The sequence below is a fragment of the Ruegeria sp. C12 genome (assembly GCF_056537745.1).
The window spans coordinates 16901-38928 of record NZ_JBQFSA010000007.1 but is presented as its reverse complement, the minus strand read 5'-3'; the positions used below and the strand labels follow the sequence as shown (position 1 = coordinate 38928).

Here is a 22028-nt window from a genome sequence, read left to right as displayed (position 1 = left end):
TTCCGGTCTACAAGCGCAATTCGGCGACGAAATCGTAGGCATCGCCGCGATAGATGGAGCGGGTGAGTTCCGCGACCCGCCCACTGTCAAGGAATGAGGTGCGTTCGATCCTCAATCCGGCATCCCCTTCGGCAACATCCAGCAACTCGGCCTCGCGCGCTTCCAGATTGATGGCCGAGATTTTCTGCACCGCGCGCGTCGGGCGGTTGCCGGACTTGGCGAGCAGATCATACAGGGACGTGGACACCTCGGTCGGGTTGGGCAGCAAATCCAGCGGCAGCGCTGCGCGTTCCAGCGCCAGCGGGCGTCCATCCGCCTCGCGCAGGCGATAGATGCGCGAGACCTGATCGCCTGCTGCAAGGTCCAGCGCCGACACTTCCTCAGGTGTGGCCATGAATACCCCGCGTTCCAGCCAGCGAGAGGTCGTCTCCATCCCCCGACGGGTCATGTCTTCGGTGAATGAAGTCAGTTGCTTGAGCGACTGTTCCATCCGGGTCACCGGTTCGCGAATGAAGGACCCAGAGCCCTGCCGCTGTTCGATCAGCCCTTCGCGCACAAGTTCCTGAATGGCTTTGCGGACGGTGACGCGGGACAGGTCGGTAATCTCGGCCAGTTCGCGTTCGGGCGGCAGGGACGAGTTCGGTGGTAGGATTCCCGAGGCGATGCCCTCTTCCAGACGCCGCCTGAGCTGCACATAGCGTGGCCCGCCGGTTTCGCCGAGCCAGGTTTTCGACCGCAGGAATTCGATGGCGCTCATGCGATGACCTCCTCAGCGAAATCACGGGCCAATGACAGAGCACCGTCCAGAGGCGACTTGAGCGGTTGGGTCACGCAGTCCTGCATTACGGCCGGTAAATAGGCGCGGAATTCCGGGCCGATCCCGCCGGTCAGACAGACGGGAAGTCCGGGCGCCCAGCCGATCTGTTTCAGGCTGCGTTCGATCTCATCCGCTCCGGCTTGCATGGTGGATTGGGCTAGATGATCGCCTTCTGCCGCGAGTTCGGTGACGGTTTTCGCCAATTCGCCAAACTCGTGCGGGCGGGCGGTTGCGGCGAAGCGAACAAGCCCAGCAGGGGATTGGAATTGGGTCAGAAAGCGTTGGGCCATGGGGGCGTCGGGAATGCGACCATCCACGCTTTCCAACGTCAGGCGCAGGGCGTTTCGGCCGATCCATTGTGCCGAGGCTTCATCCCCAAGAACAGGGCCCCAACCGCCTGCGAATTTCGCGGTTGCACCAAACTGCGCGGCATAAAACGACCCCGTCCCGCAATGGGCCAGAACGCCGTCCTGCCGTCCCAAGGCTCCGCGCAAAGCGGCGCGCCGGTCGTCTTCGATGCGCAGGTGCGACAAGGGCAGGGCCTGTCGCAACCGATCCGCGATGGCTGGCCCGGTCACGCCTGCCAGCCCGACAAAGGCCGGTGTGTTGTGGATCACGTCTTGGGGCAGGCCAGATTTGGCTGTCAGCAAGTCCAGACCTTGCACAATCGAAAGGACGGTGCCGTTAAAATCGCTGGATACATTGGCCGAACCGGTCTCGACCGAGGTCACGGTTTGCCCCTGCGCCAGCGCGATCCGGCACCGGGTGCCTCCGCCATCGATGGCGAGAATTGGGGTTTGAGATTCGGCAGCCATAGGAGACTCCATTAAGATACCTGTGCGGGTAAGTAAATACCTTTTAAATACCAAAATCGCGAAAAACGCCTGTATTTTACCGCCAAGAAGGTCTCAAAAAGATTCTTGTGGACAAAAGGTATTATAAAGGTATTGTTTCCGGAGTTGGAGGGGGGAATCAGGTGCATTCCACACAGACAGAAGCGTTGCACGGATTGGCAAAGGGGTTGGATGCACGCCCGTTGGCCGATGTTGCGGCTGTGCTGGCGGATGCACAGATCGAGGCCGCGACGGCGGTCCGGGCTGCTGTTCCCGAAATTTCTGCCGCAGCGGCGCAGATGGCGGCGACCCTTCGTGGCGGCGGCGTCCTGCACTATGCGGCGGCGGGGTCTTCCGGGTTGATGGCGGCTGCGGATGCGCAAGAGTTGGGCGGAACCTTCTCGATCCCGCCTGCGCAGTTGCAGATCCATTTTGCGGGTGGTTTGCCAACGGGCGTCGAAATGCCGGGCGCAACCGAGGACGATACCGCCGGGCTGGACCGTGACCTTGAGACCCTGACGGCGCGCGACCTGCTGATCGGCGTTTCGGCCAGCGGCACGACGCCCTTTACCGTCGAAGCCGCCCGGATCGCCCGATCCCGAGGGGCCGCCGTTGTGGGGATCGCCAATAATGCGGGCTCTGCCTTGTTGGATCTCGCGGATCACGCGATTTGCCTGAGCACGCCGCCTGAAGTGCTGTCCGGCTCGACCCGAATGGGCGCGGGGACGGCACAGAAAATTGCGCTGAACATGCTGTCGACGCTGATGGCGATGGAATTGGGCCATGTTCATGATGGGATGATGGTCAACCTGCGGGCGGATAACGCAAAACTGCGCGCGCGTGCCGCTTCGATGGTGGCGCGGATCGCGGGCGTTGATGTTGCTGCGGCATCCGCCGCGCTGGATCAGATCGGGGGGCAGGTCAAGCCCGCTGTTCTGGTGGCAAACGGGGTTGCCCCCGATGCGGCCCATGCGCTGCTTCATGAAACCGAAGGAAACCTGCGGGCCGCGCTGTCGCGGCTTGAATGACAATAACCTGGGAGGACTATGATGAAACGCAATTCACTATCGCTGGCGATGGCCACCACTGCCTTTGTGGCGACGGGGGCCTATGCCGAGGATATCACGCTGACCATTGAAAGCTGGCGCAACGATGACCTGACACTGTGGCAGGACAAGATCATCCCGGCCTTTGAGGCCAAGCATCCCGGCATCAAGGTCCAGTTCACGCCCTCTGCACCTGCCGAGTACAATGCCGTTTTGAACTCGAAGCTCGACGCAGGGTCTGCGGGTGATCTGATCACGTGCCGTCCCTTCGATGCCTCTTTGGCGCTGTATGAGGCGGGGCACCTGACCGACCTGTCTGATCTGGATGCGATGGGGAACTTCTCGGACGTGGCGAAATCGGCATGGCAGACGGATGACGGATCGGCCAGCTTTTGCGTGCCGATGGCGTCGGTGATCCACGGGTTCATCTACAACAAGGATGCCTTCGCTGAACTGGGTCTTGAGGCTCCGACCACCGAAGATGAGTTCTTTGCGGTGCTCGATGCTTTCAAGGAAGACGGCAATTACATCCCGATGGCCATGGGCACGAATGACCAGTGGGAAGCGGCCACCATGGGCTATAACAATATCGGCCCGAACTATTGGAAGGGCGAAGAAGGCCGTCTGGCTCTGATCGCGGGCGAGCAGAAGCTGACCGACGCGCAATGGACTGCGCCTTATGCGACGCTGGCGCGCTGGGCGGATTATCTGGGCGACGGGTATGAGGCGCAGACCTATCCCGACAGTCAGAACATCTTCACCCTGGGACGCGCAGCGATTTATCCCGCCGGTTCGTGGGAGATTTCGGGCTTCAACGCGCAGGCCGATTTCGAGATGGGCGCGTTCAAGCCGCCGGTCCAGAATGCGGGCGACACTTGCTACATCTCGGATCACACCGATATCGGCATTGGAATGAACGCAGCCAGCGAAAATTCCGAGGCCGCGCGCACTTTCCTGGCCTGGGTTGCCAGCCCTGAATTCGCCGAGATCTTTGGCAATGCCCTGCCGGGTTTCTTCCCGCTGTCCTCGACCCCGGTCGAGTTGGAAGACCCGCTTGCCAAGGAAATCGTCGGGTGGCGTGGCGAGTGTGAAAGCACGATCCGTTCGACCTATCAGATTCTGTCGCGCGGTACGCCGAACCTTGAGAATGAAACCTGGGGTGCCTCGGTTGCCGCCATCAAGGGCAGTGCCTCACCGGACGAGCTGGGCCAGCAGCTTCAGGATGGTCTGGCCAGCTGGTACGCGCCGCATCAGTAAGCCCACCGCTGTTGCACACATCCCGGGCGCATCTGTCGCCCGGGTCCTTCTACCCCCGGAGATCGAACCATGAACCCCGGCCGCATTCGCTGGCATATCGTCGTATTCCTTGCGCCAGCCGTGATCGTCTACACCGCCGTGATGATCTTTCCCCTGTTCAACACCCTGCGTCTGGCGCTGTATTCGCGCATCGATCAGGAGAGGGTGTTTGTCGGGCTCGACAATTTCAGAACGCTGTTTTTCGATCCCATCTGGGCCGAGCAATTCTGGAACGCGCTGGGCAACAATTTCTGGTTCTTTCTCATCCACATGCTGGTACAGAACCCGATCGGCATCGCGTTGGCTGCGCTGCTCAGCCATCCGCGCCTGCGCTTTGCTGCGCTTTATCGGTCGGCCATCTTCATCCCAACGATCCTGTCTTTTGTGATCGTCGGGTTCGCCTGGAAGCTGATCCTGTCACCCATCTGGGGCATCGCGCCATCAATGCTGGATGCGGTCGGGCTGAAATTTCTGTTCGCGCCGTGGCTGGGCAAAGAGGAATACGCCCTGACGACGCTGGCGCTGATCTCGGTCTGGCAGTTTGTCGGTATTCCAATGATGCTGATCTATGCCGCGCTGCTGACCATACCCGAAGAGATTCTTGAGGCCGGAGAGATTGACGGCATCACCGGAATGTCTGCGTTCTGGAAAATCAAGCTGCCGCTGATCCTGCCCTCGATCGGGATTATCTCGATCCTGACTTTCGTGGGGAACTTCAACGCGTTTGACCTGATCTATGCCGCGCAGGGCGCGCTGGCCGGGCCTGACTTTTCAACCGATATTCTGGGCACCTTCATGTACCGCACCTTCTTCGGTTTCCAGTTGCAACTGGGCGACCCGCATATGGGATCGGCCATCGCCGGGGCCATGTTCGCGATCATTCTGGTGGGCGTCTGTATCTATCTGTTTGGTATCCAGACCCGGATGCGGAGGTATCAGCTATGAGCAAAGCGCGTACGAATCCATTGAACGCATTCGGTATGCACGGGGCGTTGATCCTGTACACGCTGATCGCGCTGTTCCCCGTCTTTGTCATCCTGATCAACAGTTTCAAAACCCGCAAAGCGATCTTTCGTCAGCCGCTGGCCTTGCCCGATGCCGACAGTTTCTCGCTGATTGGCTACCAGACAGTGATGAAACAGGGGGATTTCTTCCTCTACTTCCAGAATTCGATGATCGTCACGGTCGCGTCGCTGTTCTTTATCCTGCTGTTCGGCGCAATGGCGGCTTATGCGCTGAGCGAATACCGTTTCAAAGGCAACCTGCTGATGGGCCTGTATCTGGCGCTGGGCATCATGATCCCGATCCGCATCGGCACCGTTGCGATCCTTGAGATGATGGTGGCCACCGGTCTGGTCAACACGCTATGGGCGCTGATCCTCGTTTATACGGCGCAAGGGTTGCCGTTGGCGGTGTTTATCCTCAGTGAGTTCATGCGGCAGGTTTCGGACGATCTGAAAAACGCGGGCCGGGTTGATGGGCTGTCGGAATACGCGATCTTCTTCCGGCTGGTCCTGCCGTTGGTGCGCCCGGCCATGGCGACGGTTGCGGTGTTCAACATGATCCCGATCTGGAACGACCTCTGGTTCCCGCTGATCCTTGCCCCGGCCGAGGAGACCAAGACGCTGACGCTGGGCTCGCAGGTCTTCATTGGCCAGTTCGTGACCGACTGGAACGCGGTCTTGTCGGCGCTGTCCATGGCGATCCTACCGGTGTTGATCCTGTACGTAATTTTCTCGCGGCAATTGATCCGCGGTCTGACTTCGGGGGCTGTCAAATGATCCGTGTTCTTGTTGCCGGTCTTGGGAATATGGGCCTGAGCCATGCGCTGGCCCATCACCACCATCCGGAGGCCGAGATTGTTGGTCTGGTGAACCGCAGCGGGGAGGTCTCGCATCCCGATCTGGCCGGGTATCCCGCGTTTAACGATTTCGAGGCGGCTCTGGCGGACACCACTCCGGACCTTGCCGTTATCGCAACCTATACCGACACCCACGTGGACTATGCCTGCAAGGCGATGGAGGCAGGGGCGCATGTGTTTGTCGAAAAGCCTCTGGCAATGACCGTTGCAGATGCCAAGCGGGTTGTCGATACGGCCAAGTGGACCGGGCGCAAACTGGTTGTCGGCTACATCCTGCGTCATCACCCGTCGTGGATTCGGTTGATCGAAGAGGCGCGTGGGCTGGGTGGGCCATATGTCTTCCGCCTGAACCTGAACCAGCAATCCTCGGGCGCGGAGTGGGAGACGCACAAGGCGCTGATGCAGACCACCAGCCCGATAGTGGATTGCGGCGTGCATTACGTCGACGTCATGTGCCAGATCACCGATGCCGACCCGGTGCGCGTGCATGGCATGGGCCTGCGCCTGACCGACGAGATACCGGAAGAGATGTACAATTACGGCCAGTTTCAGGTCGTCTTCGCCGATGGCTCGGTCGGGTGGTACGAGGCTGGCTGGGGTCCGATGATGTCCGAGACAGCGTTTTTCGTAAAAGACATCGTCTCGCCCAACGGATCGGTCTCGATCACGGACGGCAACAAAGGCGCGTCTCCAGATATCGACGGTCACACCAAGGTTGGCAGCATTCTTGTGCACAGACCGGATGGTGACACCACCGTCGAGATGCCGGATGAGCCGGGCCATCAAGAGCTCTGCGATGCCGAGCAGGCCTACATGTTGCGCGCCATCACGGATGACATCGACCTGACCCGCCACATGAACGACGCCGTGCAATCGCTGGCCATATGCCTGGCCGCGGATGAAAGCATTCGCACCGGCCACCCTGTATCTCTGAAGGAGGACGCCACATGACCGCGCTGACCCTGAAAGATGTGAACAAGTCCTTTGGTGAGGTTCACGTTCTGAAAGACATCAATCTTGACGTCGAAGAGGGCGAGTTCGTCGTTTTCGTCGGCCCCTCGGGCTGCGGCAAATCCACCCTGCTGCGTGTGATCGCGGGGCTTGAGGATGCAACCTCGGGCGAGGTGCGGATCGGCGATGAGCTGGTCAATCTGACCCCACCGTCCAAACGCGGGATCGCAATGGTGTTCCAAAGCTATGCGCTCTATCCGCATCTGAACGTGCGCGGGAACATGACGCTGGCGCTGAAGCAGGAAGGCCAGTCCAAGGCGGTGATCGAACAGCGTATCGCCAAGGCCAGCCAGATGCTGGATCTGGGTCCCTATCTGAACCGCTACCCATCCGAGTTGTCCGGTGGACAGCGTCAGCGCGTGGCTATTGGCCGGGCCATTGTGCGCGAGCCCAAGCTGTTCCTGTTTGATGAGCCTTTGTCCAATCTTGATGCGGCGCTGCGCATGAATACGCGGTTGGAGATTGCAAACTTGCATCGTCAGCTTGGCGGATCGATGATTTACGTCACCCATGACCAGACCGAGGCGATGACCTTGGCCGATAAGATCGTTGTCCTGCGTGACGGGCGCGTCGAACAGATCGGCTCGCCGATGGAGCTGTATAACAACCCGGCCAACCAGTTCGTTGCCGGGTTCCTGGGCTCACCTTCGATGAACTTCTTCCCCGCCGGGCTGATGCAGGAAGGGGATGACAGGACCATGGGTGTGCGCCCCGAGGATTTGGTGCTGGACGACAACGGCGCGCTTCAGGCACGGGTCAGCCATGTCGAGCATCTGGGCGGTGACACCAACGTCATTGCCAAGGTTCAGGACCACCAGATCACCGCCCGCCTGTTCGGGCAGCATCGGGTCGAAGAAGGGCAGGACATCCGCCTCGCCTTCGATCCGCAGAGCGTTTACATGTTCGACCAAAGCGGCGCGCGGTTGTCCTGAGCTTTGATCAGGTCTTGCGCCCTTGCCAGCCCAGCAGGCTGAAACAGGCGAACAGCACAGCCGCGACGCAGACGATTGAGGGGCCGGCGGGCGTGTCGAACACATAAGCCGCCCTCAGGCCGACGATCGATGAGGTCGTCCCGATAAGGGCGGCAATCACGGCCATGGACTCGGGCGATCGCGCCAGACTGCGGGCTGCGGCAGCGGGGATGATCAGCATGGCGGCGATCAGCAACACGCCAACCACCTTGATCGCAACCGCGACTGTTACCGCCAGCGACAGGGTCAGGATCAACTGCTCGCGTTTGGGGTTGTAGCCGCTGGCATAGGCCAGTTCTTCGTTCAGCGTCGCGGTCAGCAGGTGGGACCAACGCCAAGAAATCAGGGCCACCACCAAAGCGGCTCCACCCCAGATGACGGCCAGATCGCTTTTGGAAACGGCCAGAATATCGCCAAACAGATAGGCCATCAGGTCGATCCGCACCCCGGACAGGAACGATACGGCGACAAGGCCGAAAGCCAGTGCGGAATGGGCCAAAACACCCAGCAGAGTGTCCATGGCATAGCCTTTGCCGGACAGCAGCGTGACTGCCAGCGCCATCACCAAAGCAACGGCCAAAGCCCCGGTGAACACAGACATCTGGAAGGTCAACGACAAGGCCACACCCAGAATTGCGGCATGGGCGGTTGCATCGCCGAAATAGGCCATTCTGCGCCAAACGACGAAACAGCCCAGCGGGGCGGCGGCAAAGGCCACACCAACGCCAGCAAGCGTTGCGCGGGTCATGAAATCATCAAGCATTATTCTGCAGCTTCCTGAGAGTTCGGGCCATGATCATGTTCGTGATCATGATCATGGTCATGACGATACAGCGCCAACGCGCCCCCCGTGCCTGTCCCAAACAACGCCCGGTATTCAGGGGCCGAGGCGACCACGGCGGGCGAGCCTTCGCAGCAGACATGACCGTTCAGACAGATCACGCGGTCCGACGCGCTCATGACCACATGCAGTTCATGGCTGATCATCAGGATGGCGCATCCGGTTTCCCGGCGCACGTCTTCGATCTGGCGGTAAAAGGCGGCAGAGCCAGGTTGGTCCAGCCCTTGAGTGGCTTCATCCAGCAACAGAACTTCGGGTCGGTTGATCAGCGCACGCGCCAGCATAACCCGCTGAAACTGACCGCCGGACAGCTGCGACATCTGCCGGTTCAGCAGGTCCGGGACACCGGCGGTTTTCAGGGCCGCCGCGCAATCCTGTTTTGAAACCCGATCCGTCAGGCGCATGAACCGCTCGACCGAGATCGGCAGCGTCGGATCGATATGCAGCTTTTGCGGCACATACCCGATCCGCAGCCCTTTTTTGAGCGTGATATGCCCCGCAGCGGGTTGGGTCGCGCCAATGATGGCGCGCAGCAGGCTGGTTTTGCCCGACCCGTTCGGACCCACGATGGTCACGATCTCGCCCGGCTCAACGGCCATGTTTACGTGGCGCAATACGGTGTTTGCGCCGTAGCGGACGCTGAGATCCTTTACAGAAACCAAAGTCATGATCAGGCTTTCTCGGTGCAGTCGGGGCAGATGCCTTCGGCTTCGACGACGGTGCGTTCGATCTCGAACCCGACGGCGCGCGCGGCAGCGCCTAGCGCGCCTTTGGCGGGGGCGGAATACGCCTCGGCCACGGCATCGCATTTGCGGCAGATCATGAAGGCCGGGGAATGCGAAGCCCCGGGATGCGCGCAGGCGACAAAGGCATTCAGTCGCTCGATCTTATGGGCAAACCCATGCTCGACCAGAAAGTCCAGCGCACGATAGGCCACCGGCGGTTGCGACCCGAAGCCTTCTTCACGCAAACGGTCGAGAATCGCATAGGCCCCAAGCGCCCGATGCTCTTGCAGCAACATTTCCAGAACCTTCTGGCGCACAGGTGTCAGGCGCAGCCCTTCTGCCTGGCAATGCGCCTGGGCATTGGCCAAACCGGTTGCAACGCACGAGGCGTGGTCGTGCTTGTTGAACCCAAGCAGGGTGGCTTCTTCAGCCGTGGCGGGCGGTGTCTCACTTGTCATGTTATTATATATCATGTATTTCGCTGGTAACGTTATAAAATCACATAGGGTTCCCGATGTCCAGAAAGCTCCTTCCCGTTTCGATCACAGCCGCGTTGATGGGGGGCACGGCGATTGCCGATGTGCCGAATGTGGCAGTTGATATTGCGCCGGTGCATTCGCTTGTGGCGCGGGTCATGCAAGGCGTTGGCGAGCCGGACCTGATTATCCCGGCTGGGGCTTCGCCGCACGAATACAACCTGCGCCCATCCGAAGCTGAAGCGCTGCAAGAGGCGGATCTGGTGTTTTGGCTGGGTGAGGATCTGACGCCCTGGATGGAAAGCGCGGTGGAAACACTGGCCGAAGGTGCAACTGTTACGGCGTTGCTTGAGGCCGATGGCACCGTTCTGCTGGATTTCCGTGAAAGCGCGCTGTTTGAGGCGCATGATCACGGGGACCATGATGATCATGATGATCATGACCACGAAGACCACGCGGATGACGATCATGACGACCATGATCACGACGATCATGAAGATCACGCCAAAGACGAAGACCATGACCATGATCACGAAGATCATGCGGACTCGGATGGTCACGACGACCACGATCACGACGACCACGATGATCATGCCGACGCCAAGGATCATGATGACCATGACCATGAAGACCACGCGGGACATGATGACCATGACGATCACGACGGCCATCACCATGGCGCGCATGACCCGCACGCCTGGCTGTCGCCCGAAAACGCCGGAACTTGGTTGAACGTGATCGCGGCCCAACTGTCGGCGGCAGACCCTGACAATGCCGGTGCCTATTTCGCCAATGCGGCCGCCGGCCGGGAAGAGCTTGAGGCGCTTTCGACCGAGGTTGCACAGATGTTGGACCCCGTTCGCGGTGGCAGTTTTATCGTCTTCCACGATGCCTATCAGTACTTTGAGGATGCGTTTGATTTGCCCACCTCGGGGGCGATTTCGATTGGCGACGCAGCCGACCCCAGCCCCGCGCGGATTACCGAGATTCAGGGCAGGATCACGGAAGAGGGGATCGATTGCGTTCTGGCCGAGCCGCAATTCAACCCGGGGATCATTGAAACCGTTCTGGGCGGCACCGACGCAAATACCGGCGTCATCGACCCGCTGGGCTCGGACCTTGAACCCGGCGTGGACCTGTACCCTCAGGTCATCCGGAACATGGCAAAGACCCTGGCCGAGTGCCTTTAATTCCTGATCATCCCGGACAATGCCGAGAGAGTTGTCCGGGATATCCAAAGTTGGGGGTGACGCGGGTTAATTGTTCCCTTTCGTCAAAAGTGGCGTTGCCCCCAACAACCGGCTGAGGCCGGCTGATAACCCTGGTAAATCCTGCATTCCTACCACGTGAAGTTGTGCCCTTGATTGGCGCTACAGCGCGGCTGATAAGATTTTCTGTTGCCGAAACCGGTTTCGGAAACAAAAAATGTAGACATGGGAGCGAATCTTACAAATCGGCAATACGAAACGGCGGGTGAAAATCCGCAGTCTTCGCGCCGTGTAAAGATCGATGAACTTGCGGCCCGTCTGGGCTTGTCCAAAAGCACGGTTTCGCGGGCTTTGAACGGTTATCCGGACATTTCCGAAACCACCCGAAAGCGGGTCGAAACCATGGCGCGCAAGCTTGGGTATCGTCCGCTCAGCCACGCGCAGGCCATTCGGACCGGGCGTGTTCGTGCGCTGGCCATGGTGCTCAACACAGATGAGCCGGACGGTCACAACCCATTCCTGCAAGAGTTTCTGGCAGGCGCATGCGAGGCGGCCAGCGGTTTCGGCTGGACCATGACGATTTCAACGGCGCATTCGGAGCAGGACACGCTCAAGGTGCTTGGCCGTCTGGTCGAGGAACACAAGGCAGACGGCTTTATCCTGCCGCGTACTGCCGTCACCGACGCGCGGGTTCGGTTCCTGCGCAATCTGGGCGTGCCGCATATCCTATACGGACGCACCGGCTATGGCGGGGCCAAAGTGCCGGATGATATTTCGTGGTTCGATATTTCGGGCGAATCCGCGATGCTGAAGTCGGTTCTGCGGCTGGCAAGCCATGGGCATACGCGCATCGGTTATGTCGGCAGCGATCCCAAGTTCAACTACAGCCATCTGCGCCGGGACGGGTATATCGAGGGGCTGCGCATTGCCGACCTGCCATTCGACCCCGATTTGATCCGCGAAGGCGCGCGAACACGCGAAGAGGGCGCAATCGAAGCGCGTGCCCTAATGGCGCTGGACCGTCCGCCAACTGCCATCATCTTTGCCACCGATCTTGCGGCATTGGGCTTCTATCCCGTTGCCGCTGAGCTTGGCTTGCAGATTGGCCGGGACGTTTCGGTTACCGGATATGACGGCGTTCCGGAGTGCCAATACGCCAACCCGGCCCTGACAACCTTCAGCGTCGATTCTCGCGCTGCGGGTGAGCGTCTGGCCACCCTGCTTATCCGTCAGATCCGGGGCGAAGCACCGGGCACACTGCGCGAGCTGGGCGAGGCGATGCTGATCGAACGGGCCTCGGACGGTCCGCCGCTGCTGGGCTCGGACGCGCTGGCAACGAAAATCAAAGAGACGACAGAAAGCAAATTGGGAGGAAACCAATCATGAAACTCACGCCGAAAGCAGCCAAGCTGATGTTAGGCTCGTCCCTGGCACTGGCGCTGACCGCGATGTCCGTGCAGGCGGATACAATCCGCTTCTGGACCACCGAAGAACAGCCCGAGCGTCTGGCCAAGCAGCAAGAGATGGCCGATCAGTTCAAGGCCGAAACAGGCACCACGGTCGAGGTCATTCCGATCACCGAAAGCGATCTGGGCACGCGCGCAACAGCCGCGTTTGCCGCCGGGGACCTGCCCGATGTGGTCTATCACCCGCTGCAATACGCGCTGCCCTGGGCCGAGGCTGGAATTCTGGACACCGAAGCCGCAACCGAAGTGATCGAAGAACTGGGCGCAGATACGTTCGCTCCTGGCGCGTTGGGAATGGCGGCGTTTAACGATGAAACCGCATCTGTTCCGGTGGATGGATGGACCCAGATGGTGGTCTATCGCAAAGACCTGTTCGAAGGGGCCGGTTTGGATGCGCCGGACAGTTTTGCGGGCATTCAGGCCGCGCTGGAGGCTCTGCATAACCCGCCCGAGATGTATGGCTTTGTCTCGGCTACCAAGGTTGACGAGAACTTCATGAGCCAGGTGCTGGAGCATGTCTTCCTGGCCAATGGCGTCTCACCGGTTGGTCCTGACGGGTTCCAGCCGCTGGATGAGGCCAAGACGACCGAGGTTCTGGATTTCTACAAGGCGATCTCGCAAGCGTCGCCTCCGGGTGAGCTGTATTGGAAGCAGTCGCGCGAGCTGTATTTTGACGGCAAAGCCGCGATGATCATCTGGTCGCCCTTCATTCTGGACGAACTGGCTGGCCTGCGTGACAGCGCGCCGCCGACCATCAACGACGACCCGACCTCGCGCGATCTGGCCAGCAAGACCGGCATCGTGACCAAACTGTCGGGCCCGTCGAACCCTGACGGTGCGGCTTGGGGCGATGTGCGGTACTTTGGCATCACCAACGACGCGGATACCGATGCGGCGATGGAGTTCGTGAAATTCGCCATGGACGAAGGCTATACCCAAACACTGGCCATCGCGCCCGAGGGCAAATTCCCGGTCCGTCGCGGCAACGCCGACAACCCGACTGCGTTTTCTGAGGCGTGGGCGGATCTGCCCGTAGGTGTCGACCGCAAAGCGCCGCTGGGTGAGCTGTACGAACAGGCCATGATCGACGAAATCGTCGGCGGTCTGGACGTGGCCCAGCGCTGGGGCGTGGCCGAAGGCCAACTGGCGCTGGCCTCGAAAATGGTCAACAGCCAAGCGATCAACCGCGTTGTCCGTCAATATATCGACGGCGAAATTGACGCCGCAGCTGCTGTTGCAGCCATGAACGAAGAACTCGCCAAGGTCGAGTAACGCCACCTTCCAATGGCACTGCAGCGGCGTTCGCGCCGCTGCCCCCATCCCTTCGAGGTATCCCAAATGTCTTCGGCCACCCCACCGACCGGAACCGGGGCGTTAGCCAAACGCGAGGCGCGTCTGGCCTGGACGCTGCTGGCTCCGACCGTGATCAGTGTATCGCTTGTGGTGATCCTGCCTTTGCTGGCGATCATCTGGATCAGCTTCAAGCCCTTCACGCTGTCCGACCTGCGCCCACCCGCGCCTGTTGTCCGCGAAAGCCTGCGCGGATCGGGCGACGATCTGCAAATCGAATACCGCCTGCGCAATTCCAGCCAAGAGATCGCCATCGACGGCGTGACCCTCAGCGATGTGTTGCCGGATGGCGTTGCACCAATTGGCGAGGTCGCAGCGCCCTGTGCCCTGAACGGGCAAGAGTTGTTCTGCGATTTCGGAACGCTGGAAGGCGGTCAGCGCGAGCGCATCCGCATCCCTGTCTCCGTCGATGGCGACCCGGACGTGTTCGAGGATCTGGTCGAAGGATCCGAACCGGCCACCACCGGCAGCGGGCCGAGCGTTCTGACGAATTTCGAATTCAGCCTTGAAAACTTCGCCCGCGTATTTGATGGGTCTGAATTCTGGGGCGTGCTTTGGGTCACCCTGTTCTACACCGTCTTTGGCACCATCGGCGCATTGGTCATGGGCCTGTTCGCGGCGCTGCTGCTGAACAAGAGCTTCCGAGGGCAGGGCTTTATCCGCGGCCTGTACCTGTTCCCCTATGTGGCGCCTGTCATTGCCGTTGCCTTTACTTGGGTGACGCTGTTCGATCCCTTCTCGGGCTCGGCCAATGCGCTGTTGGTGCAGATGGGCCTGACCAGTGATCCAATCAACTTCTTCGGCGAACGCCCTCTGGCCCTGATCATGGTCACGGTGTTCGAGATATGGCGCTATTTCCCGCTGTCCTTCCTGTTCATTCTGGCGCGGATGCAGTCCATCGATTCCAGCATGTATGAGGCGGCGGATATGGACGGGGCGTCGCCCTTCCAGAAGTTCTGGCTGCTGAGCATCCCGCAACTGCTGGGCATCCTGTCGGTCCTGTTCCTGCTGCGCTTCATTTGGACGTTCAACAAGTTCGACGACATCTTTCTGCTAACCGGCGGCAATGCGGGCACCCGCACGCTGACCGTGAATGTTTACGAGCAGGCCTTTGCCGTCTCGAACATCGGGGCGGGCGCGGCGGTGGCCGTGGTCATCCTGATGTGCCTGATCGCCTTCAGCTTTGTTTTCTTCAAATTCATCAGCCGTGAGGAGGGTTTGTGATGCGCAACGGCTTTGTCACTGGCCCCGTACTGGGCGCGCTTTGGTTGGTGGTGATTGCCACCACCATCGCGGTCACCATGTCCTTCGCAACAGGGGCGGCGTTCCGCCCTCAGGTTCTGCTGAGCTTGATCTGGGGCGCGGTCGCGGGTCTGGCATATGTCCGGTTCCCGGAACGCCATGCCCCGGCACGTCTGGGCGTGTCGGCCCTGTTGGGCCTGTCCTGCCTGACCGGCTTTGGCCCGGTTCTGATCGGATCGGACACCACCCTGCAAGCCACGCTGATCACCGTGATTTCGCTTGCGGTGGTGATGCACCTGTCGATGGCGGAAATCCTGAAAGAGCTGCCGTTCGGCGAACTCACCCGCCATGAATTCGAGGACGCGGTGATCCGGTTCTGCACCGGCTTTGGCTACATCTTTTTCACCGCCATTGTCATCATCCCATTCTACGTCATGGTGATGACCAGCCTGAAATCACAGCAGGCATTGCTGCAAAACCCGCTGGATTTCTCGGTTGATCTGTCACAGGGCTGGGCGCTGTTGCGCAGCTATACCGAGCTGTTCCGGGACTTCAACTTCGGCACCTATCTGTGGACCTCGTTCTACGTTTCGGTCCTGACGGTGTTCATCACGCTGGCCTTCAGTGTTCCGGGGGCTTACGCGGTGGCGCGGTTCCGGTTCAAAGGGCAAAAGGCGTTCTCACGCTCGATCCTGCTGATCTATATGGTGCCGATGATCGTTCTGGCGTTGCCGATCTACATCGCGTTCTCGCTGACCGGCCTGCGCAACTCGATCCTTGGCATCGTGATGATCTACCCGGTCACGACGATCCCGGTCGCGCTGTATATGCTGCAAGGCTACTTCCGGGGTCTTCCGACTGAGGTGGAAGAGGCCGGTCTGATGGATGGCCTGTCGCGTCTGGCCGTGATCTGGAAGATTACCTTGCCGCTGAGCCTGCCTGCGCTGGCATCTGTGTCGCTTTACGTCTTCATGATCGCCTGGAATGAATTCCTGCTGGCCTTCATGCTGCTGGACGATCCGTCGAAATTCACCCTGACCCGAGGGGTGACGATGCTGAACTCTTCCGAAATCCCCCGACAGCACCTGATGGCCGGTGCGGTGATTGCCACAGTCCCGATCATGGCGCTGTTCCTGGGGCTTGAACGTTTCATGACCAAGGGCCTGACTGCGGGGTCTGTCAAAGGATGACCGAAATGAACCAACATACCAACCCCGACCGCGAGGCGCGCAACATTCTGGTTGCCAATGATCGCGGCGGTTACACCATCCCCACCGAAGGGCTGTATCCCTATCAGTGGAACTGGGACAGCGCGATTGCCGCACTTGGTTTTGCCGAGTTCGACATCGACCGCGCCTGGGTCGAGCTTGAGACGTTGTTCTCGGGCCAGTGGGATGACGGCATGGTGCCGCACATCCTGTTCCACCAACAGGATGACGGCTATTTCCCGGGCCCCGATGTGTGGGGCTGCCATGGGCCGATCCCGTCCTCGGGTATCATCCAGCCGCCGATTGCCGCGACGATGGCGCGCAAAATCTGGGAACAAGACCCAGACGCGGGTGAGGCGCGCATCCGGGCGCTGTTTCCGGCCATGCTGGCCTGGCATCGCTGGATCGTGAAATGGCGTCTGGACGAGCATGACGCCGTATGCACCACCCATCCCTGGGAGGCCGGTCGCGACAATGCGCCCGACTGGGACAAGACCATGGCGCGCATGGACGCATCCGATGTTGGTGAATACCAGCGCCGCGATACAGCCCATGTGAACAGCGAGGATCGCCCGACCAAGTTCGACTATGACCGCTATATCAAACTGGTGCAGATCGGACGCGATGCCCAATGGGATCAGCAGAGATTGCTGGCGGACAACCCGTTCCGCGTGGCTGACCCGACCATGACATTCACCACATTGCGCGCCGCGCGGGATTTGCTGGCGGTCAGTGAGGCGTTGCATCTGAGTGCCGATGGTTTGGCGGATGACATAGCGCGGCTTGAGGCCGGCGCGCTGTCGCTGTGGAACGAGGATCTTGCGTCCTTCGACTCGCGCGATGCCCATTCGGGCGAATGGTCGGGCACTGTGTCTAACGCGTCCTATATGTGCTGGTTCGCGGGTGTCGACTCGGATGCCATGCTGGACCGGATCAGGACGGTGCTGAACACCGTCCCGCATCCGGTGCCAAGCTACGATCCAACCTTGCCCGGCTTCGACGCCCGCCGCTATTGGCGCGGGCCGACCTGGGCAATCATGAACATGATGATCGGCTTCGGCCTGAAAGACATGGGCCATACAGCCGAGGCAGACCACTTGCGCCGCAAAACGGCCGAGCTGATCTCGACCTTCGGGTTTGCCGAGTATTTCGATCCAACAACCGGCAGCCCCGCTGGTGGTAACGCATTCACCTGGACAGCCGCTGTCTGGCTGCACTGGGCAGGGAGGTCCTAATGGGTAGCATCGAACTTAAAGGCGTCGAAAAGTGGTTTGGAACCGCGCAGGTCATCAAAGGCATCGACTTGCAGATCGAGGAAGGCGAGTTCGTCGTGTTTGTCGGCCCGTCCGGCTGCGGCAAATCCACGCTGTTGCGCATGATCGGCGGGCTTGAAGATATCTCGCGCGGTGAGCTGTTGATCAACGGCAATGACGTCACGGATCATCCGCCCTCCAAGCGGGGCCTGACCATGGTGTTCCAGTCCTATGCGCTTTATCCGCATCTGACCGTGGCCGAGAATATGGGCTTTTCGCTCAAGGTCGCAGGGGTCGCCAAGGCCGAAATTCACGAGCAGGTCGGCAGGGCGGCCGAAGTTCTGAAACTGGAACCGTTTCTGGAACGGCGGCCCAAGGATCTGTCCGGTGGCCAGCGGCAGCGCGTTGCCATCGGGCGCTCGATCGTGCGGGATCCGACCGCGTTTCTGTTCGATGAACCGCTGTCGAACCTCGACGCCGCGTTGCGGGTCGAGATGCGGTACGAGATCGCGAAACTGCATCAGAACCTCAAACGCACGATGATCTATGTGACCCACGATCAGGTCGAAGCGATGACGCTGGCAGACCGGATCGTGGTGCTGGAATACGGCAAGATCGCTCAGGTCGGTACGCCGCGCGAATTGTATGAACGCCCGGCCAATCTGTTTGTCGCCCAGTTCATCGGCAGCCCGAAGATGAACATCATGCCCTGCACAACACGGGATGGTGCCTACCATCTGGATAATGGCGGGTCCGGCACGTTCGACCTGACGGGCGAAGCGACCCGCGTGGGCATCCGCCCCGAACATATCGAGGTGGTCGCCCCCGGTGCAGGTCAGACGGATGGCACCATCGAAGTGGTCGAGTATCTGGGTGCCGATACGTTCCTGATCGTCGATTGCGGCTTTGAAGAGAAAGTGACGGTTCGTCTGAACGGCGATACGGATCTGACCGCAGGAACCGGGATCGGGCTGCATTTCCTGCCCGAAAAACTGCGTTTCTTCGATGCGGACGGGCAGGCTGTCGAGGGTTAGTGCAACGGTATAAATCGGGTACCCCGACGCGCCGATCACCCGGCGCGTCGCTGACACTGATGTCTTGCGGTGGTTGCGCATGGTGTCGCAAAGTGCAAGTTGCGCCTGTCTCTGATGAGGGTATTTGCATCATGGCCCACCCGCCGATCCTTTGGTCTTTTCGCCGCTGCCCCTACGCAATCCGGGCGCGCCTTGCGATCCTCAGCGCCGGTGTGCAGGTCGAATTGCGGGAAATCCTGTTGCGGGACAAACCCGAGGCCTTTCTGGACACATCACCATCGGCCACGGTTCCGGCCCTACGGATGAAAGACGGGGTGCTGGATGAAAGCCTTGAGGTTATGCTCTGGGCATTGAACCAGAATGACCCGGCCCGTCTATTGGACATGCCACAGGCAGGTTGGGATTTGATCGAAACCAATGACGGCCCGTTCAAAGCGGCTTTGGATCACACGAAATACGCAACGCGGTATCCGGATCTGGACCCCGCGACCGAACGTGGGAAAGCGTCAGCGCATCTCCTAAAGCTTGATGCGCAACTCACCGGACAGCGCTGGCTGTTTGGCGAGCGTCCAACGCTGGCCGATCTGGCCATTTTGCCCTTCGTGCGCCAATTCGCTTTCATCGACAAGCCGTGGTTCGACGCGCAGCCCTGGCCGAATTTGATCGGTTGGCTGAAGCGGTTTCTGGAGAGCACATCTTTCGAACAGGTTATGACAAAATACCCGACATGGTCAGAAGGGGACGCACCTGTTTGGTTTGGCTTATCGACCCAGCCGATGCCCGGGGCGCGGGAAGCCAGGGTCTGACACGCGCCGACTGACGCCGGGGCGCTATGGCGCCTGTGCGTTACGATCCAAGGCGGAATTTGGTCGGCGTCATGCCGGTCTGGCCGCGAAAGAAACGCGTGAAGTGGGACTTGTCTGAATATCCAAGCATGAGACCGATCTCGGCAATTGTCCTCTTGTTTTCTCTAAGATGCTCTTTGGCCACATCGACACGCAGCCGTTTGACCTCGTGGGTCAAGGTTGTCCTTTGGTGCCTAAGGGCTTTCAGTAACCGCTCGGGCTGTATGCCCAACAGCCCGGCCACCACCTCTGGCCCCAGATTGGTTTCGTCCAGTTTGTCGCGCAGGACGGATCGCAAAGCAGCCACCACAGTTACTTCCTCGTGCCGCCGGGGTGAGAACTCAGCGGTGGCGGCATCTTGCGAGACATGGTGCAAAAACAACCATTCCACAGGAAAGCTGATCTGCATGCCGGGATCGGTTCCAAGACCAACCTCAATCCCCTTGTAGCCAATGGGCAGGCCATTAATGTATCTGCTTTCCCATCGCACTCGGGACGGATCCCATGACGATCCGACGACGGTCTGCAAGAGGCGCACATAGATGGCGGCGCCGAAGCCGGTCACCTGAACGGGTGGGACTGTTGGTTCCTGTTGCCTCTGGATTCGATAGATCGCCTTGTCCGCGTCAACGACAAGGCTGTGCCTTACAGAATTGGACTCGCGCGGGACAAGCCCCACGAAACGGGCGAAAAATTCGAACAGGGTATGTGTCGATTGCAGGGCCTGAGCGAACGGAGGCCACGCCTGCAGGTCAAACGTTTCCCCAACTTTCAACCCAAGATACCGATCCCCTGCCAAGTCCGCGAAGGCATTTATCAGACCATAGACCAGTTCTGAATGGACATAGACAGATGGGTCAGACAGCAGCTCAGCCTTCAATCCGACCTGATCCAGGGCGGGTTGCGGATTGATTTTGCGGTCAGTGAGATATTGCAAAAACGGAGACGCCAAAGCGAGGCGGATAAAGCCTTCGCTATGTTCCGAAATCGTGGAGTTGAAAGGCAAGCTTGTCACCCTTTGTCGGTTTGCTCAGTGGCCACTTTTACAGTCACATTCGAACATCCTAACTCGAAACTGGCAACCGGACCAAGAATTTCCGGGCTACAGTTAGGAATTGGTGAATATGAAAGGGAGACCCTATGCCCGGCTTACAATTGCCCCTTCGCACAACGGTGATCTTTGCGGCGGCCCTGACACTGTCGGCGCCCGCACAGGCTCAGGACCAAGCGGAACCTCAAACGCTGTTTACCAACGTCCACGTCTTTGACGGTGTCAACGAACAGCGTATCGAGAATGCCAGTGTTCTGGTCGAAGGCAATCTGATCACGTCGGTTTCAACGGATGCTATCGATGCCCCTGATGCCATCGTGATCGACGGCGGCGGGCGCACGCTGACACCGGGCTTTATCGAGAACCACGCGCACCTGATGCTCATGGGGCCATCGATTGCTGAGATGGAAACCAACTCGACCTGGGAGGATTTCGCCATCCACGGGACCCGGATGGCCGAAATGTACCTGATGCAGGGCTTCACGACCGTTCGCGATGCCGGGGGAGCTGGTGGCGGGCTGCGGCGCGCAATAGACGCCGGCCAGATCGTCGGCCCCCGCTTTTATCCTTCCGGGGCATTTCTCGGAACACGTGGTGGTCACGCCGATTTCGCATCCTTCACATCTCCGCCGGGCGGGGTGACCAACTTTGGCACTCTGAATATGGCCCAACAGGTCAACGGTGTTGACGAAATTTACATGTATGGCCGCAACAACTTGCGCATGGGTGCCACGCAACTGAAGTTCATGCAATCAGGTGGGGTGATTTCGGCATTCGATCCATGGCAGTTGCTCGCCGGTTCGAAGGAAGAGATCGAGGCTGCTGTTCAGGTTGCCAACGAGTACGGCACCTATGTCATGGCACATTCCTACCGCAAAGAAGCGATCATCAATGCCCTGAATGCAGGGGTTAGAACCATTGAACACGGATTTCACTTTGACTGCGAAATTTCTGCTTTGATGAAAGAAAAAGGAGCGTACATCACGACGAACATCACGGCATTTGATCCGGGCCTTCTTGACGTTCCGTCCGTGAAAAACAACCCTAACAGTTTGAGGAAAGCCAAATCGGCCTCGGCGACCTTCGAAGCCTATATTCCCAGCATGAAGGAATGCCCGGCGCCGCGCGGATTCCAAACCGATTGCGTGGGCTCAGTCGAAGCGTGCAACATCCAGATCGCCTACGAGAAACATTTGAACAACCATTTCTTCGGCCCCTATGCGTCGATGGTAACCCTGACTTCGGTAGGTGGCGAGATCGCGGCACTTAGCGGTGATTTCATGAACCCCTATCCGGAAGGAAAACTGGGCGTGATCGAGGAAGGTGCCTATGCCGACATCCTGCTGATAGACGGCAACCCGCTTGAGGATTTCTCGGTCGTTGGCACCGGCGACCAGTGGTTCGGCGCAGACCCGAGGCCCGAAAGCCCTGAAACGATCCGTCTGATTATGAAAGACGGCGTGATCTACAAAAACACATTGGATTGATCGGTAG

General features: G+C 59.6%; 21 protein-coding genes. 15 read left to right on the top strand and 6 right to left on the bottom strand.

Going from position 1 to position 22028, the window contains the following annotated elements; genetic code table 11:
• Positions 1–7 precede the first annotated feature (7 nt).
• Complete coding sequence (locus ACR0C9_RS14120; RefSeq protein WP_170455494.1) at positions 8–757, bottom strand: GntR family transcriptional regulator; 750 nt, start codon at positions 755–757, stop codon at positions 8–10.
• Complete coding sequence (locus ACR0C9_RS14115) at positions 754–1632, bottom strand: BadF/BadG/BcrA/BcrD ATPase family protein (protein WP_170455491.1); 879 nt, start codon at positions 1630–1632, stop codon at positions 754–756. The genes ACR0C9_RS14120 and ACR0C9_RS14115 overlap by 4 nt, the downstream gene beginning before the upstream one ends.
• A gap of 161 nt (positions 1633–1793) precedes the next feature.
• On the opposite strand from ACR0C9_RS14115, the gene ACR0C9_RS14110 reads away from it, so the two are divergent.
• The 6 genes from ACR0C9_RS14110 (at position 1794) to ACR0C9_RS14085 (ending at position 7796) form a co-directional block, all read left to right on the top strand.
• A complete protein-coding gene (locus tag ACR0C9_RS14110) occupies positions 1794–2678 on the top strand; it encodes an N-acetylmuramic acid 6-phosphate etherase (RefSeq protein WP_170455490.1) in 885 nt (294 codons plus the stop codon).
• Positions 2679–2699: 21 nt separating this feature from the next.
• Positions 2700–3953 carry an ABC transporter substrate-binding protein gene (locus tag ACR0C9_RS14105; protein WP_170455487.1) on the top strand — a complete coding sequence of 418 codons (1254 nt, stop codon included), beginning with the start codon at positions 2700–2702 and terminating at the stop codon, positions 3951–3953.
• Between the two features lie 69 nt (positions 3954–4022).
• Entirely contained in the window at positions 4023–4937 is a 915-nt protein-coding gene (locus tag ACR0C9_RS14100) for a carbohydrate ABC transporter permease (protein ID WP_170455486.1), read from the top strand.
• Positions 4934–5773 carry a carbohydrate ABC transporter permease gene (locus ACR0C9_RS14095; protein ID WP_170455483.1) on the top strand — a complete coding sequence of 280 codons (840 nt, stop codon included), beginning with the start codon at positions 4934–4936 and terminating at the stop codon, positions 5771–5773. The genes ACR0C9_RS14100 and ACR0C9_RS14095 overlap by 4 nt, the downstream gene beginning before the upstream one ends.
• On the top strand, positions 5770–6804 hold the full coding sequence (locus tag ACR0C9_RS14090) for a Gfo/Idh/MocA family protein (RefSeq protein WP_480781288.1): 1035 nt from the start codon (positions 5770–5772) through the stop codon (positions 6802–6804). The genes ACR0C9_RS14095 and ACR0C9_RS14090 overlap by 4 nt, the downstream gene beginning before the upstream one ends.
• A complete protein-coding gene (locus tag ACR0C9_RS14085; protein WP_480781287.1) occupies positions 6801–7796 on the top strand; it encodes an ABC transporter ATP-binding protein in 996 nt (331 codons plus the stop codon). Before ACR0C9_RS14090 ends, ACR0C9_RS14085 begins: the two co-directional genes overlap by 4 nt.
• Positions 7797–7803: 7 nt before the next feature.
• Here the strand turns inward: ACR0C9_RS14085 and ACR0C9_RS14080 are convergent, their stop codons facing one another.
• From ACR0C9_RS14080 to ACR0C9_RS14070, 3 genes are read right to left on the bottom strand one after another with little or no spacing between them, the layout of a single operon-like run.
• Positions 7804–8598, bottom strand: coding sequence for an iron chelate uptake ABC transporter family permease subunit (locus ACR0C9_RS14080; RefSeq protein ID WP_170455477.1), 795 nt, complete (start codon positions 8596–8598; stop codon positions 7804–7806).
• The gene (locus ACR0C9_RS14075) at positions 8598–9344 is read right to left on the bottom strand and encodes a metal ABC transporter ATP-binding protein (RefSeq protein WP_170455475.1); all 747 of its coding nucleotides are present in this window, start codon (positions 9342–9344) and stop codon (positions 8598–8600) included. Before ACR0C9_RS14075 ends, ACR0C9_RS14080 begins: the two co-directional genes overlap by 1 nt.
• A gap of 2 nt (positions 9345–9346) precedes the next feature.
• Positions 9347–9859, bottom strand: a complete 513-nt coding sequence (locus tag ACR0C9_RS14070; RefSeq protein ID WP_170455473.1) for a transcriptional repressor — start codon at positions 9857–9859, stop codon at positions 9347–9349.
• 56 nt (positions 9860–9915) lie between these two features.
• Here ACR0C9_RS14070 and ACR0C9_RS14065 point away from each other — a divergent pair, with 56 nt between their 5' ends.
• The 8 genes from ACR0C9_RS14065 (at position 9916) to ACR0C9_RS14030 (ending at position 19444) form a co-directional block, all read left to right on the top strand.
• Entirely contained in the window at positions 9916–11067 is a 1152-nt protein-coding gene (locus tag ACR0C9_RS14065) for a metal ABC transporter solute-binding protein, Zn/Mn family (protein WP_170455471.1), read from the top strand.
• A 243-nt stretch (positions 11068–11310) separates the two neighbouring features.
• Positions 11311–12471 (top strand): LacI family DNA-binding transcriptional regulator, encoded by a 1161-nt coding sequence (locus ACR0C9_RS14060; RefSeq protein WP_480627291.1) that lies wholly within the window; start codon positions 11311–11313, stop codon positions 12469–12471.
• Entirely contained in the window at positions 12468–13823 is a 1356-nt protein-coding gene (locus ACR0C9_RS14055) for an ABC transporter substrate-binding protein (protein WP_480586477.1), read from the top strand. Before ACR0C9_RS14060 ends, ACR0C9_RS14055 begins: the two co-directional genes overlap by 4 nt.
• A 66-nt stretch (positions 13824–13889) precedes the next feature.
• Entirely contained in the window at positions 13890–15125 is a 1236-nt protein-coding gene (locus ACR0C9_RS14050) for a carbohydrate ABC transporter permease (protein ID WP_170522410.1), read from the top strand.
• Entirely contained in the window at positions 15125–16333 is a 1209-nt protein-coding gene (locus tag ACR0C9_RS14045; protein ID WP_170455463.1) for a carbohydrate ABC transporter permease, read from the top strand. Before ACR0C9_RS14050 ends, ACR0C9_RS14045 begins: the two co-directional genes overlap by 1 nt.
• Before the next feature lie 5 nt (positions 16334–16338).
• Entirely contained in the window at positions 16339–17586 is a 1248-nt protein-coding gene (locus tag ACR0C9_RS14040) for an MGH1-like glycoside hydrolase domain-containing protein (protein WP_480627293.1), read from the top strand.
• Positions 17586–18638, top strand: coding sequence for a sn-glycerol-3-phosphate ABC transporter ATP-binding protein UgpC (locus ACR0C9_RS14035; RefSeq protein WP_170455459.1), 1053 nt, complete (start codon positions 17586–17588; stop codon positions 18636–18638). Before ACR0C9_RS14040 ends, ACR0C9_RS14035 begins: the two co-directional genes overlap by 1 nt.
• Positions 18639–18769: 131 nt before the next feature.
• Positions 18770–19444 (top strand): glutathione S-transferase, encoded by a 675-nt coding sequence (locus ACR0C9_RS14030; RefSeq protein ID WP_480781286.1) that lies wholly within the window; start codon positions 18770–18772, stop codon positions 19442–19444.
• A gap of 40 nt (positions 19445–19484) precedes the next feature.
• Here the strand turns inward: ACR0C9_RS14030 and ACR0C9_RS14025 are convergent, their stop codons facing one another.
• Positions 19485–20489 carry a helix-turn-helix domain-containing protein gene (locus ACR0C9_RS14025; protein WP_480781285.1) on the bottom strand — a complete coding sequence of 335 codons (1005 nt, stop codon included), beginning with the start codon at positions 20487–20489 and terminating at the stop codon, positions 19485–19487.
• 134 nt (positions 20490–20623) lie between these two features.
• Here ACR0C9_RS14025 and ACR0C9_RS14020 point away from each other — a divergent pair, with 134 nt between their 5' ends.
• Complete coding sequence (locus ACR0C9_RS14020; protein ID WP_170522420.1) at positions 20624–22021, top strand: amidohydrolase family protein; 1398 nt, start codon at positions 20624–20626, stop codon at positions 22019–22021.
• Positions 22022–22028: the final 7 nt, after the last annotated feature.